This is a genomic window from Floridaenema flaviceps BLCC-F50 (genome assembly GCF_041929275.2).
Taxonomy (GTDB): Bacteria; Cyanobacteriota; Cyanobacteriia; order Cyanobacteriales; family Aerosakkonemataceae; genus Floridanema; species Floridanema flaviceps.
This window is the reverse complement of the sequence record NZ_JBHFNR020000001.1, coordinates 2,449,218-2,464,948: the sequence shown is the minus strand read 5'-3', so window position 1 is coordinate 2,464,948 and position 15,731 is coordinate 2,449,218. Positions and strand designations below refer to the sequence as shown.

The window sequence follows — 15,731 nt, the reverse complement described above, 5'->3', positions numbered from 1 at the left end:
CATCTGTTGCTAGTATGAATTTAACTATCTCTAAGGCTGCAAGTAATCGAGGAATTAATGGCTCGTAACGAGATTGCTGCTCTGCTTGTGGAAGACAACCCTGCTGATATGGTTCTATTGATGGAGTTGTTACAAGACAGTGATGAACAAGCTTGGCAGATATCCCATTGCAAACGGCTTAACGTCGCCCTAGAACAGTTACAGCAAAATACGTTTGACGTGGTTCTTCTGGATTTATCCCTACCCGACTCTCAAGGGCTAGACACGCTTGTTCAGCTTCATAGAGCCGTTCCTCATATTCCCATCGTAGTTTTAACTGGACTGCAAGATAAAAACTTGGCTCGACAAGCAGTTGCTCAGGGAGCGCAAGACTATCTGGTTAAAGGACAGATTTCATCTGAATTGCTGGTAAAAACGATCGAATATGCGATCGAGCGCTCCCAAATTCTCAGAAAGCTTCAAGACCAAACCCAGGAATTAGTTACAACCAACGAGATTCTTCAACAACGGGAAAGAGAATTTAGGACGTTAGTAGAAAATACACCTGACATTATTGCTCGGTACGATCGCCAATTTTGCTGCCTCTACACTAATCCAGCTAGTACCAACCAACTGGAAATTCTCACAAGTTACTCAGGGAAAACATTATTTCAACTGGGATATCCCCAAGAAATGATTCAGTTTCTAGAAACTGCTTTAGAGAGAGTATTTACAACTGGACAGATAGAAATTGATGAATTTCGAGTGAAGTATCAGGAAGAATGGAAAACCTACCAAACTTATGTAGTTCCAGAGTTTAGAGCAGATGGCTCGATCGAAACAGTGTTAACGATCGCTCGTGACATTACTCAACTACGAGAAACAGAAATCGCCTTTGCCCAAGCTCAAACAGCCAACCGGATGAAAGATGAGTTTTTGGCAACCCTGTCCCATGAACTGAGAACTCCCCTTAACCCGATTTTAGGATGGGTGAAATTGCTCCGAACTCGCCAATTTTCGGTCGAGCAAACTCAAACTGCCTTAGAGACGATCGAACGGAATGCTCAACGCCAAGCACAACTGGTGGAAGACCTGCTAGATGTGTCGCAAATGATTCGAGGGCAACTCACACTAACTCAGGCTCCAGTGTTGTTGAGCGAACCAATTCAAGCGGCGATCGAGACAGTGAGGCTGGCAGCCCAAGCTAAGAATCTGGAGATTGAAACCAAATTTGACCTAAAACAGGGCTATGTCAGAGGTGACATCGTTCGGCTGCAACAACTGATCTGGAATTTACTGACAAATGCCGTTAAATTTACTCCTAACGGCGGCAAGATTATGGTTCAACTAGAGCAAATCAATCATGATGCTCAAATTACAGTCAGGGACACTGGCAAAGGAATCAAGCCAGATTTTCTTCCTTTCGTATTCGATCGATTTCGTCAAGAGGATAGCTCTACAACCAGACAATTTGGTGGTTTAGGATTGGGACTGGCATTAGTGCGACAACTGGTGGAAGCTCATGGTGGAACCATTACGGCCCAAAGTCCTGGGGAGGGGCAAGGCGCTACATTTACCGTTCGGTTGCCGTTACTGTTAGAACCTCAACCTGTAACCCCCCATTTACCAACTAGCAACCAAACCTCAGATTTACAAGGAACAAGGATACTTCTGGTTGAAGATGAGCATGATTCACGAGAACTGATAGCTTGGATATTAAAGGAAGCGGGTGCAAAACTGGTTGCCGTTGGTTCTGCTAATGTAGCCCTGAATACCCTGCGCCAAACTACCTTTGATGTTTTAGTGAGTGATATTGGCTTACCGGATATGGATGGGTATCGTTTATTGCAGCAGGTTCGTCGGCTGGCATCTGCTGAAGCACTACCCGCGATCGCACTCACCGCCTACGGAGGCGAAATAAATCGACAAACTGCTCTGGCATCAGGATATCAGCAGCATTTAGCTAAACCGATCGAACCAAATGCCTTGGTTTGTGCAATTGCAGAACTGATTGGTCAAAAAACGTAGAAGAGCAGGGGACTGGGGACTGGGGACTAGGGAGATGGGGGGATGGGTTCGGTTAGAGGAGGTGGGGGGAAAGAGATGCTTGATGATTCTTCCTTTTGGTTGCCTGACTTCAATAGATCTCAATCCCGACCAAATTATTTTCTCCTCCGAACATGAATTAGCCCTCCCCATCTCCCCATCTCCTCTAACCGAACCCATCTCCCCATCCCCCCATCCCCCCATCTCCTCTAACCGAACCCATCTCCCCAGTCCCCTGTCACTTCCGAGAAATAGCATCATGGCAAATATCGAGAACTCCTTACTCTCAAAACAGATAGACCTGCTGAATAAAATTCTGGCAGTTTCCATCGAAGAGTTGACCGCTCTTAATCAATCCCTTCAATGGGAAATAGCTGAACGCCAAAAAGCAAAGCAGGCATTACAGGAAAGTGAGATGCGTTTTCACGCTCTGTTAGATGCCATGTTTGAAGGTATTGTCGTTCAAGAAAAAGGCAAGATTATTAATGCAAACCCAGGATTTGCCAGAATGTTTGGCTATTCTCCAGAAGAAGTGATTGGTAAATCAGCCGTTGACTTTCTTACCCCTGAATCTCTGGAAATAGTTCTGCGTCATATTGAAAGCCAATACGAACAACCGTATGAGGTAACTGGTGTCAAGAAGGATGGCACTTTCATCGACTTGGAGGTGGTTGGTAAGCAGAGCCTTTATCAGGGGCGAAGCGTGCGAGTCTCGGCAGCACGAGATATTTCTCAACGTAAACAGGCAGAAGTAGCCTTACGGAACCAGCAAAGCCAAATTCAGCGACAACTTGCGGAAATCGAAACTATCTACAACTCTGCCCCGATTGGGTTGAATGTTTTGGATACTGAACTTCGCTTTGTGCGAATTAATCAACGATTGGCAGACATGAATGGGCTTCCGGTTGAGGCACATATCGGTCGGACAATCCGGGAGTTACTACCTGATTTGGCTGATACTGCTGAACGACTGTTACGCCCAATCTTAGAAACAGGAGAACCTCTCCTAAATGTGGAAATCACTGGAGAAACTCCGGCGCAACCGGGGGTACAGAGAACCTGGTTAGAGAGTTTTTTGCCTTTAAGGGATGGCGATACGCCTGACGGGAAGGGAAGCGAACGCATCATCGGCATTAGTACTGTTTGTGAGGAGATTACCGATCGCAAACGCGCAGAAGCAGAATTACGAGAACGAGAACGCCTGTTTTCCACGCTGGCAGATGCTTTGCCAGTAGTCATTTTTCGATTTGATGCCGATCATAAATGTATTTATATCAACAACTACTGGACTCAGATGACAGGTAGGACAGTAGAATCAGCGATGGATTTGGGTTGGGTGGAAACCTTGCACCCGGAGGATCGCGATCGTCTGGTTGGCGCATGGCTGGAATGGAGCCAGAATTCTCAGCAACGAGGACTTTATCAAAATGAAGGCAGACTTGTCCATTTGAATGGTAGCGCGATCTGGTACTACATTCAGGCACTCGCAGAAGTGGACGCTAACGGTGAAACCGTTGGTTACATTGGAGTCTTCACCGATATTACCGATCGCAAACAAACTGAAGCCACGCTGCAAGAAAGAGAATCTCTCCTGCGCTTATTTGCTCAATATGCCCCGGCTGGCATCGCTATGTTCGATCGAGATATGCGTTATGCGATCGCAAGCCAACGTTGGGCAGATGACTATCATTTTGGTTCGTTGGAATTGCTAATTGGTCGATCGCACTACGAAATCTTTCCCGAAATCCCACAACGTTGGCGACAGATTCATCAACGCTGTTTGGCTGGAGCGATCGAAACCTGTGATGAAGATTTATTTGTACGGGCAGATGGCAGGCAGCAATGGACACGCTGGGAAGTTCGTCCCTGGCATACTGCAACGGGTGAGATTGGCGGCATTATTATATTTTCCGAAGATATCACTGTTCGCAAACAGGCAGAGGCATCGATTCTGCAATTGAATCAGGAACTCCAACAGAAAGTGACTGAATTGCAAACTCTGCTGGATGTAATTCCGATCGGCATTGGCATTGCAGAAGATCGAGAATGTCGTCACATTCGAGTCAATCCAGCCTTTGCCGAGGTGTTGGGTATCCCACCCACCATCAATGCGTCTCTTAGTGCGCCCGAAGAAGAACGCCCTACTAACTTCAAGGTTTACCAGAATGGGCGGGAAATGGCAACCGAAGAATTACCTTTGCAATACTCAGCAAAACATGGAGTAGAAGTTCGAGATTTAGAAATCGAGGTTGTCTGGCAGAATGGCACAATAGTAACGCTGTTAGAATATGCTGCTCCCTTATTCGATGAATACGGACAGCCGAGAGGCAGTATCGGCGCATTTCTGAACATCACCGAGCGCAAGCAAGCTCTTCAAGCACTGCGGACAGCAAGAGATGAGTTAGAACGTCAAGTACAAGAGCGTACCAGGGAACTGCGGGAAGCTAATGAAATGCTGCAACAAAGTGAGCGGGAATTCAGGACTTTGGTGGAGAATACGCCTGATGTGATTACTCGGCACGATCGCCAATACCGCTATCTCTATATCAATCCAGCCAGAATCCGACTCGCTAACTTTCCCCCTGAGTTTTACTTGGGTAAAAAGCCGTCTGAATTGGGCCACCCTGAAGATTTGACTCGCTCCTGGGAAGCTTCCCTAGAGAGTGTGTTTGTCACGGGCGAAATGCGGAGCGATGAATTCACTATAATGATCCAGAATGAACCCAGGAGTTACCAGGTCAAAGTCGTTCCAGAACGAGATGCCAACAATTCCATCGTTTCTGTGATGACGATCGGACGAGACGTTACCCAACTAAAACAGGCTGAAGAGTCTGCGCGAAAACTGGCAGAAGAGTTACAACGCTCTAATCAGGAGCTAGAACAGTTTGCTTATGTAGCTTCCCATGACTTGCAGGAACCGTTAAGGGCAATTACCAGTTTTACGCAAATGCTGGCAAAGCGGTATCAAGGGCAACTCGATGCCAAAGCCGATACATACATTGAGTTTATTGTGGATGGCGCAACCCGGATGCAGCAACTAATTAAAGACTTGCTTGCTTACTCCAGAGCAGGTCGTTCTGAATTGAAACTGCAATCTGTTGATTTTAATGCTCTATTGGAGCGGGTGAAGAGAGATTTACAGGTGGCGATCGGCGAAAATAAAGCCATCATCACCGCAGATTCTTTGCCAACCATTACAGCCGACCCTAACCAAATGGCAAAACTACTACAAAATCTCATTGGTAATTCCTTAAAGTACCGAAGTGAAGCCGAGCCAAGGATTCACATCAGGGCAAAAATTATTACAGTAGAAGCAAGTAGAGCTTCCGATCAAGACGGCTTTCCAGGTTTGACAACACCAGTCGGAGAATGGCTGTTTTCTATTCAGGATAATGGCATTGGGATTGCACCCCAGTATGGCGATCGCATTTTTACTATCTTTCAACGTCTGCATACCAGTGATGAATATTCTGGCACAGGTTTGGGGTTAGCAATTTGTAAAAAGATAATTGAACGGCACGAAGGACGAATTTGGGTTGAGTCTCAACTGGGGGAGGGTGCAACCTTCTTTTTCACCATCCCTATCTCTAAGAGGAGTCAAGATGACAATCCACGCTAGATTACTCACAATTCTACTAGTAGAAGATTCTAGAAGCGACGCAGTTCTGATTCAGGAAACGTTAAGCGAAAGTAAGTTTTTGAACGAATTGCATATCGTTCGAGATGGAGTAGAAGCAACTGATTTTCTTTATAAAACAGGAAAATATGCAAACGCTCCCCGTCCTGACATCATCTTGCTAGATCTAAATTTGCCAAAGAAAAATGGTCGAGAGCTACTAGCCCAAATCAAAGCAGATGAGAAGTTAATGACTATCCCCGTTGTGGTTCTAACGACTTCATCGGATGAAGTTGACATCTTGAAAAGCTATCAACTCCGTGTCAATTGTTACCTGGTCAAACCTGTTGAGTTGGAACAGTTTGTCGATGTGGTTCAGTCAATTGAACGCTTCTGGCTTGCCTTTGTTGAACTTCCTCCTGAATAGAGTTAGGTACAACGTTACTCAACTTAACCAGTTACCAGTCATAGTCTCACTCGACTTTTAGCTTGAAAGCTCTCATGTAGTTTCGGGCTCATCACCTTTCACTCATGCCTTGTATGGTGTACAGGTTGACATAACAGGTTTTCTAAAAGTAGAGTAATATCTAAATATATTAAAACTTTCATAGTGAGGGAACATTTTTAAATGCTTGTAGTCTTAAACCAGTTAAGCCGAACCAAGGACAGCAGTAACGAGGTTCACTATTTGGACTTAATACCTAAAAAACAAATACTTAAGCTTTTAGTTGCGGCTTTAGCTCAACCCGCACAATATGCCTTAGCCTTAGCAGACGACTTAAGCCCTGTAGAAGAAATTACACCCGCAAAAGATATGATAACTCTATCTGAATGGCTAGAAAGCAAGGGTTTAGAACTGGAACGATCGGAAAAGCACAAGTTAGCTTTGTTATTATCCAGACTATACAAAGAAAAAACTGGTAGCACTCCCAGAGTGATCACCCGTCCAGATAGCCGGGGTAAATGGCTTAAGAAAGCTAATGGTTTTACTCAGGAAGAAACACCTATTTTGCAAGAAGCTTTAAACGAGGTGATACCAGACTGGAAAAGTCGATCGACTCTTGCTACTCCTTCCAGAAAAACCACCAAAAGTAAGACGACGGGCATTAGAAAGACTAAAACCTTCTTAATGATGCTGCATTAATTTCTAATACTTGCGAGTTCGTTCTAGTAGTTAAAGTTAACGTTTCCATTAACCTTAAATGTTTGGCGATCGCATCTTTAACACCTCTCCAAATAAGAAAACCAACTACACACCAAGAAACTAAAACAGCAAAAGCACCGCTATTAACGATCTTTGCTACATACTCCCAAGTTGTAACCGATGATGGTTCGGGGGTAGGTTGTTGAACGATAATAACCCTTTGATTAGAGCTTTCTTGCTGTTGATCTTGACCTTTAGCAGGTACTATATTAATGTTAGCCATCAGCTAGCCTTAGTTAATGTCTTGGTGTCCTTGGTTATGCTCTCATGCTACTACTAGTTAACTATATATGTCAACCTGCTAAATTCTTAAGAGATATTTTTTATGAGTATAAATACTAAGGTTTTTACATACCCTTAGATTCTAGTCTTAGCCTTCTCATGAAAATAGAAACCTTACCGTAGAAATCGCCCTCCAATCCTTCTAAAGTATGAGTAATATCTTCCCAATCTCCACATTTACTTGTCCATTCTCCTGTATCTAATTGTAGCGCCATGTGGGTTGGCTCCCCTTCATCTGTGTAGATTGCAACTTTTTCATAGCCTACTTCTAAATCGCCATTGTCACAGATTTCATATCCCAAAGTTTTAAAAGCTTCTATGAATGATTCTAGGGATTCAATTCGCGGTTCTAAAGGCCAATAATAGGGTTTTTGATTGATAGGCCACCAAGGACGATCTTTAACTCCAGCAACCCAAGCAATACAATTGTATTGAGCAGTTTGGTCACTGGTTTTTTTGTATCCGGTTTTTCTTAAGTTAGGAAACTTAAGTTCAAGTTTTATTAAATCCATTGAGAGCTTTACTTGATATAGCCTTGATTTTTACCCCAATTCAACCACGCTTCAACCGCTTGCTCAAAACTATCTTCTGAACTTACTGGATCAACCTTGGTGATAACGCTAAGAGCATAAAACCAGTGGCTCGGTTCTCTTTTAAGTTCTTCTAAAATCAGGGGTATTACTTCTTCTCCCATAGCAATAATTTCTTGATAAGCCGGATGATTTATTTTTTTCTTTATTGATGAAAATATAGCTGTTTCTTCTTTCCATTTAGATGTTAATTGCTCAAATTTTCTTAAAATAGCTGATTTAGAGCTTTTATGAACCGAAAAAACTTTGTTAATATTAATTTTAGGAACATCTGAATAATTAGATACATTAGATGGTACAAAGACTCGATTTTGCAAATCTTTGTCTATGTAATCTTGGATCACATCATTTAATTGTGTTAATGCTCTTTCCATCACTTCGGATGGCAGAGTATTTAACAGCATCCAATAGCTTAAAAAAACCAGATTTTTTTCGTCTATTCGAGAATTGGTAAATTGAATATTTAGAGATGAAAAAGTTGATCCTGAAACTGAGGAATAGCTGGAGTAATGACGTTTAACAACATTTTCTGATTTAATTTTAAAAGGGTTGGGGTCGCATGGCTTTGTGAAGTTTTTCGGTAATACTCCAACGGAAAAGGTTTCCAGATAATTGATTGTATTTGTCAAGGCAGTTCCAAACATCGCTTCCCCTTTGTATATTGTTTGCTGTTAAAAATTCGGATTCCAATAAGTAGCCTTCTTCCTCTTCATCTGTTTCTTCATTTTCCAAATTAACTAAACCATTTTTAAAAATTAATTCACCTCCATCAATCTCTAATTTAATAACATTAAAAAAATTAGATAAAGACCCAGAAAATTCTTTGATATGAAACTCATGAGCAATTTCACTCCTAATAAGCTCTTGCCAACTTTCTTGCTCCAACCCTAACTGAGAACGAATAATTAAATCTTGATATTTTAAGCTAACTCGTGAATAAAAGGCTGGTTGAAAAACATCCTCAAAAGCTTCTAATATATCTTGTAATCTTTGCTTAAATTCTTCATATCTCTTATATTGCCGGGTTGCCAGTTCTATAAAATCTTTGTACAAAAGGACTCTCCAGGTTAGATCTTCTGAAGTAAACTGATAAATAAAATCTGTAGTCACAGGATTATTAAATTTTTGGATAATTTTTTGAAGCTCAGTAGAAAAGGGTAGGTTCTGAATTATTTCATAGACAGGATATTTGAACCTAATCTTTTCTTGAAATTCGGCTGGTTCTTGAACTCCTATCTTTAAGATAGTTGGAAATCTTAACTGGCAGGCAACCTCAATTAGAGGATTAATTTCGTATATAACGCGCTCCGAGCTAGGGATATTCATTTTCTTAGCTTTATGTTATTTATTAGGTTTAACTTATCTAAAATGAGAGAAATTACTTAAATTTTCATTTAACCTGAAACTACATCAGCAAACAGTTAATTACTTAACTATTGTAACAGAACTTAACTAAAATTTTCTAAACCTATATATAGATTAGTTTTTTAGATTAAACACTACATATAGTGTTTAATTCCTACAGGATGACGGAGTTTTCGATTCTATTACGGTTTATGGTAAACATAACTAGTTAACTGGTAAACTATTTGTTGTATAATACTAGTTAACCAGCTTTGTAAAGTAACCTAACAAATAACCCTGAGAAGTTAAAATGCTTATCAGGGGATGCCTCAGTATATTAAGTTCGGTATACGTTACTTTATCCAGTCTTCTATATTTTCGTCAGTTGAGTTAGCTTCCTCATGAAGTTCATTTATTATCTCGATAACTTCTACGATCTGCCATAGCTGTTGCTTCCAGATTTTGAGGTAGGCTGACGTGAGTTTACCGCCACAGGACGCTATCAAGGATTTTTTCAGTTCATATAGAGTAAACCTACGACCTTCTAAGGTGTAGTAGACTTCGTTAGTTTTACTGGCTATTTCTACCGAGAACTCGAAAAAAGCTCAACGCTTGCCCTAGTTCTATTAAGTCTTCTCCATCTAACTCTAAAGCTTCATCTTTAGACATCTTGGGTGAGGCTAAAAGAGCAATGGTAGAAGCCATGATCTCGACATTGGTTATGTCTTCTGTCTTTGATGCTTTTTCGATCGCAGCAAGGTCTTTACCTTTTGGAGGTCTGAGGCTAACGTTAGCGCCGGATACTGGCAAAACTATATTAATATTCCCTTTTTCATCTGCTAAATATTTGGGTTTATCCATTACTGTAAAGTATCACTAGTTTAAAAAACTTTCCTAAAACTACTCTGTAAAACTCTTAGTAAACCTACAGCTTAGTGATGACGTAAATAGAGAAGTTTATACATTAATGCCAAGCAACTTAAAACCGACCTACCAGAAGCAATATTTGGTAACAATGGCTGGTCAAGAGGGTTATTTTACTAGATGTACCTCTCCCAGAGAACGTAGAGACTCTGTAGACTATAACGATGGGGTTACAGGTACTACTTACAAACATTTAGGCTTTACCAGTCGTGAAAATGTGACCTTATCTAAACCTTTCGATCCGGCAAAAGATAAAGCTCTTATTGAGTTTTATAGAAAGCAAGTAGCAGAAGGGGGAGAAACTTTTAACGTTAGTATTCAACCTGTAACAGTTGACTTACAAGGTAAACCGATTGATGGAGCAGGTACTTTTATTCTGAACGAGTGCCAGTTTGCGGGGGCTAACTTTCCCGAAACCGATCGCATGGGTAATAATATGTCAATGCTTGAGTTTGAGATTGTTTTTAATACTTGGACTTATCAATAATACAAACTAGTCTACTGGTTTACAAACTAGAAATACCCAACATAAAACCCCTGGAACTATCCAAGGGTTTTTTAATAAGTTATTGTCAAAAAACTAGTTAACTGGTTATTTCAGCATAAGCTTTTTTCAAGATGTCTAAATGTTCGGGTCTATAGCCTTTTGCCTTGTTAGCAAACTTTCCAGATGCAATGGTACGAATAACAGTTCTAGGTTTTAAACCTGTCTCTTCCTGATACTTTTTGGACACCGCCGCCGCTAACCGATGCTTTTCGGACTTGTCCAAGTTTAAACCTTCAGACTCTAACCATTCGTTGAGAGTTACCAGTTGAACCGGGGGGTAGTTATCAGTAGGTTCTGTCTTTTTCAGATAGTTAGCGATACCCGCTTTATTGTCCAGCGTCCGATAAACGTCAACCGCTTCTTTGCAGCTTTCATGTAACACGCCTAAGATATGCCCTTCTTCTGTTGTGTCTGTTTCTAGCCGTTGACCTTGCTGGATAGCCTGACGGCATACGGGGCATTTGTATTTTTGCAGTTTAAGCTGTGGTTCTATTTCAGTGGGAAATACTAAAGCAGCGATCGCCTCAGCGTGTTGATCTTCTTCTATCTCAGTCCGATCGATCGCTTCTGCCCGTTGGTTAATAACTTCGGTTTCCATAGTTAATGTCTTTTATCTTATCCCTTGCCTTGTCTCTTTATTTTAACACAGGTTTACTAGTTATGTATACCAGTTAAACTATCTCGTAGTTCCAGTATTGTTAAAACTCTGTGGGAACTCTTACGTTTCATCCATTATCTATTCCAGAAAAGTTGTTAAATCCTGAAAAAGCGATCGCATACTAAAGTACATCAATGTTCAGCCTTCCCCGTTTCATGTAAATCTTGTAAAGCAGCTATCACAAAACTAGCAGCAGGATGGTCAAGTGCTGAATCTAAAGCAGCAACACCACCTGCTTTTAAAGCACTCATTATCCGTGCCAACAGGGTTGGATTACTTTCTATTTGCTTAATGGCTTCGGTTGTGATCGCCATTTTACCAGCAGTAGTATCAGTCGAGTAAGATTTGTCTAGCTGTTCTAGTAATTGCTGTATCTCTGCCGCAGTTTCGGCTAAGTTTCGTTGTTCAGCTTCATTAATGACACCAGCAACTTTAGCGCCTCCTTCGATTGTGCCACCACTCATGTGACCGATGCCAAAGTTACCACTTTGAGCGTAAATATCGCCTCTATTATCTGACATAGTATCTCCTTGATTGTGATAATTTTCTGCATAAAAGCTAGGTCGCTGTAAAGCAGTTTCTAGCATATTTTGTAAACTGATAATTCGACTATCTTTTTCAGCTAATCTAGCTTTTAATTCTTGATTTAATGCTTTAATTTCGTTATATTTAGCAGAATATTCACTACTCAATTCCGAACGGTTTGCACCTGGAGAAGTTGCCGCCCGGAGTGAGATATTACCAGCGCCACGTTTTTCAATTGCCACAATCTCTAACTCTGCATCTGGATGATTTTCTGCTAACTGCTTAAATGCAATTGCTATAGCACGGGGGTCAACATCCTGGTTGTGGTAGAGGTCAAGAGTATCAACAATTGGTTTAATAAAATCACCAAACTCCCCATCAGCAAAAACTTCTTTATTATTATCAGGTTTACGAAATGGATCGGGATTATATTTAGTAGGCAGTCGCATAAAAACGTATTCACACCTTACGCCGTCGAACTTAGTTCCCCTCGTAATTCCCCAATCTTCAATATATGCGCCAGTAAGAGTAGCGCCAGTAAAATCAGTTTTATCTAACTGCGTTTGTACTAGTTTTGCTCTGGATAAATCCGCATCTTGTAAGTTTGCATTACTGAGATCAGCATTAGTGAAACTAGCATCTGCTAGTTTAGCTCCTTGTAAGTTAACATCACGCAGGTCTTGACGGTCAAAATTCTTATTTTCTCCTTGTTTTGTTATTAATAATTGACGTATTGCCGGATTCTGAAGATATCTTTTTTCAGTGTTTATCATTTGAGATTTCCTGACTACTAGATAAAAGTAATACTAGTTAACCTAATGTAGTCAACTAGCACAATAAAGAAAACTATCTAGAAATAGTAGCACCGCCGCCGCTAGGGTTAGCTGTTGCTGGTTGGGAAGACTTAGCAGACTGAGGGTTAACTTCGGGGTTGTTAACTGGAGAACGATCGCCCGATGAAGCAACCTCAGCAAGTACAGTACCAAGGGAAACTCTTGATAGTCTGATGTTTAGTACCTCCATTACTGGTGATGGTTTAGCTAAAACATCTAAGTTAACTTGACCGTTTTCTAAGTCAATAGCGGGGTTGTTGGTCAGGTGTGAAACCATGCCAAAATAGGTGGGATAGGTGAAAGGCAGAGGAAGGTAGTTTGGCTGAAACTATTGATTTATTTAGCGTTTGAAATGGCTCAGGTCGGATTTGAACCAACGACCCCAGGCTTATGAGTCCCGTGCTCTAACCAACTGAGCTACTGAGCCTTGTTTTTGCGACCTTTATTAATATAACACACTCTTTCCAGAAATTGCAAGGTTTTTTTAAATTTATCAGGTAGTTGGCGATCGCGTAACAAACTGATTGACCAAACTACCTGATTGAGAGTTCCCTGTTAATTCCGAGGTAAGAAAGCCATTGGGTTGACTGCTCCCCGTCCTTCGGGATGGATTTCAAAGTGGCTGTGAGGGCCAGTGCTACGTCCGGTGCTACCCATAGCAGCAATATATTGACCTTGCTCAACTATTTGCCCTTCCTGTACAAAAATGCGGCTGTTGTGAGCATAGCGAGTCAGACTACCATCGGGGTGTCTAATCTGTACTAAATTGCCGTAGCCACCAGAATTCCAACGAGCGTAAACCACAACTCCCGGAGCCGAAGCAAAAATCGGTGTACCAGTGGGAGCCGCAATATCAATCCCTCTGTGCATTCTGCCCCAGCGCCAACCATAACCAGAGGTGAGTGTTCCTCTTGCAGGCCACATATATCCAGTCATCTGTTGGTTAGTACCCGGATAGTTATTATAGGGGTTCTCTAGCGGTGGTAAATCGGGAGATACAGTCTGACCTGGTAAGTCTTGGTTATAAGGCTGATATTGGTCTACACCTAAAGGTGCTGTGACCACCGTTTGTTGTCTTCTGGATTGGGTTGGTGGTATCTGGTAAGAAGTGCGAGGTAAGTTAGCAGGCGCTTCTTCAGCACGTCTTTGGATTTCGGCTTGTAGAGCTTGGTTATATTGATTAGGCCGGAAATCAGGATTTACTGGGTAGTTGTTTGTGCCACGTAATTGAGCAGCTGAATTATTGGTGTTTGTGGCTGGTGGTGTTGCTGTCCTGCCATTCCAAGCTGGATTATTTGCAGGCGGATTAGCACCTGGTTGCTGCCGTCCATGTTGCCGGAGTTGGAGAATTTCCGCCCGTAGTCGCTCTACATAGGGATTAGAATACTGTTTTGTTCTATTGTCAGCTTCTTGATTGGTAACATTTTCCGCTAGAACAAACTGATTATTTTGAGTTTGAGCCGATAAATTGTCTTGATTAGTCGCACCAGTTGGCTTGCTAGCAGCAAGGAATTTGTTTCCTGCTCGGGGAGCGGAAATAGTTTCTACTACTGGCTCATTTGCGGAAACATCCCAACCTTGGATATCATCTGTTCCTTGTTGGCTGAGTGGAAATGCGGCTGCTGTCACATCTGCTGGTGCATTTTCACCTGTTTGTTGAGGCAGTAGGGCTGAAACTACTGGCAAGTTTGGTGCCGAGTTATTTAATTGAGTTTCAGTTGCCAATTTGGGTGTAACTGGCTGAAATTCTGAGTAGTTCCTATCCCACTGTTGGTTGCTAATTGGTACGGCACTAAAAGTATTTTGGGGAACCCTCAGTTGCTGAGCAACTCGGATGCGATGGGGGTTATCCAGTTGGTTAGCTTTTGCTATGGTGGCTACGGAAACTTCATATTTCCTTGCGATCGCTGCAATAGTATCCCCTGGTTTAACTTGATAAACTACTGAAACAGTAGGTTCTTCTACCTGTAGCTGTTGCCCTAACTCCCGCTTGGTTTGGGGTGGCACTGCTACTGCTGGCTTGACTGTTGCTACCTGAGCTTGCCATTGGGGAGAAACTGGTTCTACCTCTGGCGATGATTCTAGAATAGGTTGTAATTGCCTGGAAACTACAGTTGGTGCCGCAGGTTCGCTCACTCGCACCGATAAATTAACAGAAGACTCCTCAGACTTCCACTCCGCCAGACTATTTCTCAAGCGGTTCGATGACTCTTTCAAACGATTGAGTGCTACCGCTTGTTTGACTTTTAAAAGTTGATCGACGCTACTTGCTGTAGCTGTTTGGGTGTCAGGTGTTTCTGAAACCTCTGCTGGTTGCTCAATTGTTGCACTTTGGCTTTCGGTTCCATCACTGTGCTGATTTAGGGATGAGCTAGCATTAGCTGGTAATTCCTGGTTTGGCTCTGCCAGCGGTTTTGCCTCTGGTGCTTCTACTGTGACCGATTTAACCTCTTGAGAACCCATTGTTTCGGTCGTAGCAGTGGTAAAAGTTGATACCGCCCAATTAGCTCCTGGTTCAGTGGCTACTGCACTGTCTCCCTGACCTGTTAGTAGGACGCTACTAGACGCTCCCATTGAAATAGCTAAGCCAATCATAGCCGCAGAGGTGCGGGTTCTTCGGTTTACCTCTGGTGGAATTGGCTTTAAAGATCCCACCATTGAGCAGTCATCTGCTGCACAGGCAGGGATGGGATTAATCTTCTGCGTCAATGCTCGTTTCAAAAAACGACCTCCTACTTTCACTAGCGTTTAACTGCCCTGATGGATGCTTTGTCCAACTTTACAAAACCTGTGATTGGTATCACATTTGCTTTTGATCCAGATCACTGACAGTAAAGATGCTTAAGCAAGACTACCTTGGTTTTTGAATTTAGACAAGTTTACAAGAATTAATAAATTTGCACTAGCTGATTATAAACCCTGATTCGGTGAATGATTGATATTGCTTTAACAGGCTATTGGGCGAGCTTTCCTGAAAAAGAGTTACAGGAATTATCCAGGGCTAAATCGCTCTTCGGTAGATGCTTTTTGTGTACTTCATAGATTTATAGCACCCTTAGAACAAAACTCAGCACCTAAATTGCATCATTCGAGTTTGAGACTCTGTGCTGATTTGAGCAAGGCTAGGCTAAATCGCTGCCTAAAACTAGAACAGTTAAGCTAGAAATTTACTACAACTTCCGC

The 15,731-nt window shown here is 42.1% G+C and carries 14 protein-coding genes and 1 tRNA gene; 5 read left to right on the top strand and 10 right to left on the bottom strand.

The annotated features are described in order from the left end of the window. The first annotated feature begins 57 nt into the window (after positions 1-57). The 4 genes from ACE1CI_RS11800 to ACE1CI_RS11785 all read left to right on the top strand — a co-directional run bounded on the left by ACE1CI_RS11800 (position 58) and on the right by ACE1CI_RS11785 (position 6,785). Positions 58-2,007 (top strand): hybrid sensor histidine kinase/response regulator, encoded by a 1,950-nt coding sequence (locus ACE1CI_RS11800; RefSeq protein WP_413261766.1) that lies wholly within the window; start codon positions 58-60, stop codon positions 2,005-2,007. Positions 2,008-2,284: 277 nt separating this feature from the next. Next, a complete protein-coding gene (locus ACE1CI_RS11795) occupies positions 2,285-5,644 on the top strand; it encodes a PAS domain-containing sensor histidine kinase (RefSeq protein ID WP_413261765.1) in 3,360 nt (1,119 codons plus the stop codon). Further along, positions 5,628-6,068 carry a response regulator gene (locus ACE1CI_RS11790; protein WP_413261764.1) on the top strand — a complete coding sequence of 147 codons (441 nt, stop codon included), beginning with the start codon at positions 5,628-5,630 and terminating at the stop codon, positions 6,066-6,068. Before ACE1CI_RS11795 ends, ACE1CI_RS11790 begins: the two co-directional genes overlap by 17 nt. Before the next feature lie 261 nt (positions 6,069-6,329). Further along, on the top strand, positions 6,330-6,785 hold the full coding sequence (locus tag ACE1CI_RS11785; protein ID WP_496615420.1) for a hypothetical protein: 456 nt from the start codon (positions 6,330-6,332) through the stop codon (positions 6,783-6,785). Here the strand turns inward: ACE1CI_RS11785 and ACE1CI_RS11780 are convergent. The 5 genes from ACE1CI_RS11780 to ACE1CI_RS11760 all read right to left on the bottom strand — a co-directional run bounded on the left by ACE1CI_RS11780 (position 6,757) and on the right by ACE1CI_RS11760 (position 9,922). Next, entirely contained in the window at positions 6,757-7,068 is a 312-nt protein-coding gene (locus ACE1CI_RS11780; protein ID WP_496615419.1) for a hypothetical protein, read from the bottom strand. The two genes, ACE1CI_RS11785 and ACE1CI_RS11780, sit on opposite strands and share 29 nt — an antisense overlap. 124 nt (positions 7,069-7,192) lie before the next feature. Next, the gene (locus tag ACE1CI_RS11775; RefSeq protein ID WP_413261761.1) at positions 7,193-7,639 is read right to left on the bottom strand and encodes a DUF7689 domain-containing protein; all 447 of its coding nucleotides are present in this window, start codon (positions 7,637-7,639) and stop codon (positions 7,193-7,195) included. 8 nt (positions 7,640-7,647) lie between these two features. Beyond that, positions 7,648-8,091: a hypothetical protein gene (locus ACE1CI_RS11770; protein ID WP_496615418.1), complete on the bottom strand. Its 444-nt coding sequence runs from the start codon at positions 8,089-8,091 to the stop codon at positions 7,648-7,650. A gap of 166 nt (positions 8,092-8,257) precedes the next feature. After that, on the bottom strand, positions 8,258-9,043 hold the full coding sequence (locus ACE1CI_RS11765; protein ID WP_413261759.1) for a TIGR04255 family protein: 786 nt from the start codon (positions 9,041-9,043) through the stop codon (positions 8,258-8,260). Positions 9,044-9,631: 588 nt separating this feature from the next. Further along, entirely contained in the window at positions 9,632-9,922 is a 291-nt protein-coding gene (locus ACE1CI_RS11760) for a hypothetical protein (protein WP_413261758.1), read from the bottom strand. Positions 9,923-10,028: 106 nt separating this feature from the next. Here ACE1CI_RS11760 and ACE1CI_RS11755 point away from each other — a divergent pair, with 106 nt between their 5' ends. After that, positions 10,029-10,472 carry a hypothetical protein gene (locus ACE1CI_RS11755; protein ID WP_413261757.1) on the top strand — a complete coding sequence of 148 codons (444 nt, stop codon included), beginning with the start codon at positions 10,029-10,031 and terminating at the stop codon, positions 10,470-10,472. Between the two features lie 97 nt (positions 10,473-10,569). On the opposite strand, the gene ACE1CI_RS11750 is transcribed toward ACE1CI_RS11755, so the two are convergent. The 5 genes from ACE1CI_RS11750 to ACE1CI_RS11730 all read right to left on the bottom strand — a co-directional run bounded on the left by ACE1CI_RS11750 (position 10,570) and on the right by ACE1CI_RS11730 (position 15,269). Then, positions 10,570-11,130, bottom strand: coding sequence for a hypothetical protein (locus tag ACE1CI_RS11750; RefSeq protein ID WP_496615417.1), 561 nt, complete (start codon positions 11,128-11,130; stop codon positions 10,570-10,572). A 191-nt stretch (positions 11,131-11,321) separates the two neighbouring features. Then, positions 11,322-12,488, bottom strand: a complete 1,167-nt coding sequence (locus tag ACE1CI_RS11745) for a pentapeptide repeat-containing protein (RefSeq protein ID WP_413261755.1) — start codon at positions 12,486-12,488, stop codon at positions 11,322-11,324. Positions 12,489-12,561: 73 nt separating this feature from the next. Next, positions 12,562-12,825: a hypothetical protein gene (locus tag ACE1CI_RS11740; RefSeq protein WP_413261754.1), complete on the bottom strand. Its 264-nt coding sequence runs from the start codon at positions 12,823-12,825 to the stop codon at positions 12,562-12,564. Positions 12,826-12,901: 76 nt separating this feature from the next. Then, positions 12,902-12,975, bottom strand: a tRNA-Met gene (locus ACE1CI_RS11735). 128 nt (positions 12,976-13,103) lie between these two features. Then, the gene (locus tag ACE1CI_RS11730; protein ID WP_413261753.1) at positions 13,104-15,269 is read right to left on the bottom strand and encodes a peptidoglycan DD-metalloendopeptidase family protein; all 2,166 of its coding nucleotides are present in this window, start codon (positions 15,267-15,269) and stop codon (positions 13,104-13,106) included. Between the last annotated feature and the right edge of the window lie 462 nt (positions 15,270-15,731).

Coding starts and splice junctions, on each gene's coding strand:
- ACE1CI_RS11800 (WP_413261766.1), top strand. CDS start 58: ATGGCTCGTAACGAGATTGCTGCTCTGCTTGTGGAAGACAACCCTGCT.
- ACE1CI_RS11795 (WP_413261765.1), top strand. CDS start 2,285: ATGGCAAATATCGAGAACTCCTTACTCTCAAAACAGATAGACCTGCTG.
- ACE1CI_RS11790 (WP_413261764.1), top strand. CDS start 5,628: ATGACAATCCACGCTAGATTACTCACAATTCTACTAGTAGAAGATTCT.
- ACE1CI_RS11780 (WP_496615419.1), bottom strand. CDS start 7,068: ATGGCTAACATTAATATAGTACCTGCTAAAGGTCAAGATCAACAGCAA.
- ACE1CI_RS11775 (WP_413261761.1), bottom strand. CDS start 7,639: ATGGATTTAATAAAACTTGAACTTAAGTTTCCTAACTTAAGAAAAACC.
- ACE1CI_RS11770 (WP_496615418.1), bottom strand. CDS start 8,091: ATGGAAAGAGCATTAACACAATTAAATGATGTGATCCAAGATTACATA.
- ACE1CI_RS11765 (WP_413261759.1), bottom strand. CDS start 9,043: ATGAATATCCCTAGCTCGGAGCGCGTTATATACGAAATTAATCCTCTA.
- ACE1CI_RS11760 (WP_413261758.1), bottom strand. CDS start 9,922: ATGGATAAACCCAAATATTTAGCAGATGAAAAAGGGAATATTAATATA.
- ACE1CI_RS11755 (WP_413261757.1), top strand. CDS start 10,029: ATGCCAAGCAACTTAAAACCGACCTACCAGAAGCAATATTTGGTAACA.
- ACE1CI_RS11750 (WP_496615417.1), bottom strand. CDS start 11,130: ATGGAAACCGAAGTTATTAACCAACGGGCAGAAGCGATCGATCGGACT.
- ACE1CI_RS11745 (WP_413261755.1), bottom strand. CDS start 12,488: ATGATAAACACTGAAAAAAGATATCTTCAGAATCCGGCAATACGTCAA.
- ACE1CI_RS11740 (WP_413261754.1), bottom strand. CDS start 12,825: ATGGTTTCACACCTGACCAACAACCCCGCTATTGACTTAGAAAACGGT.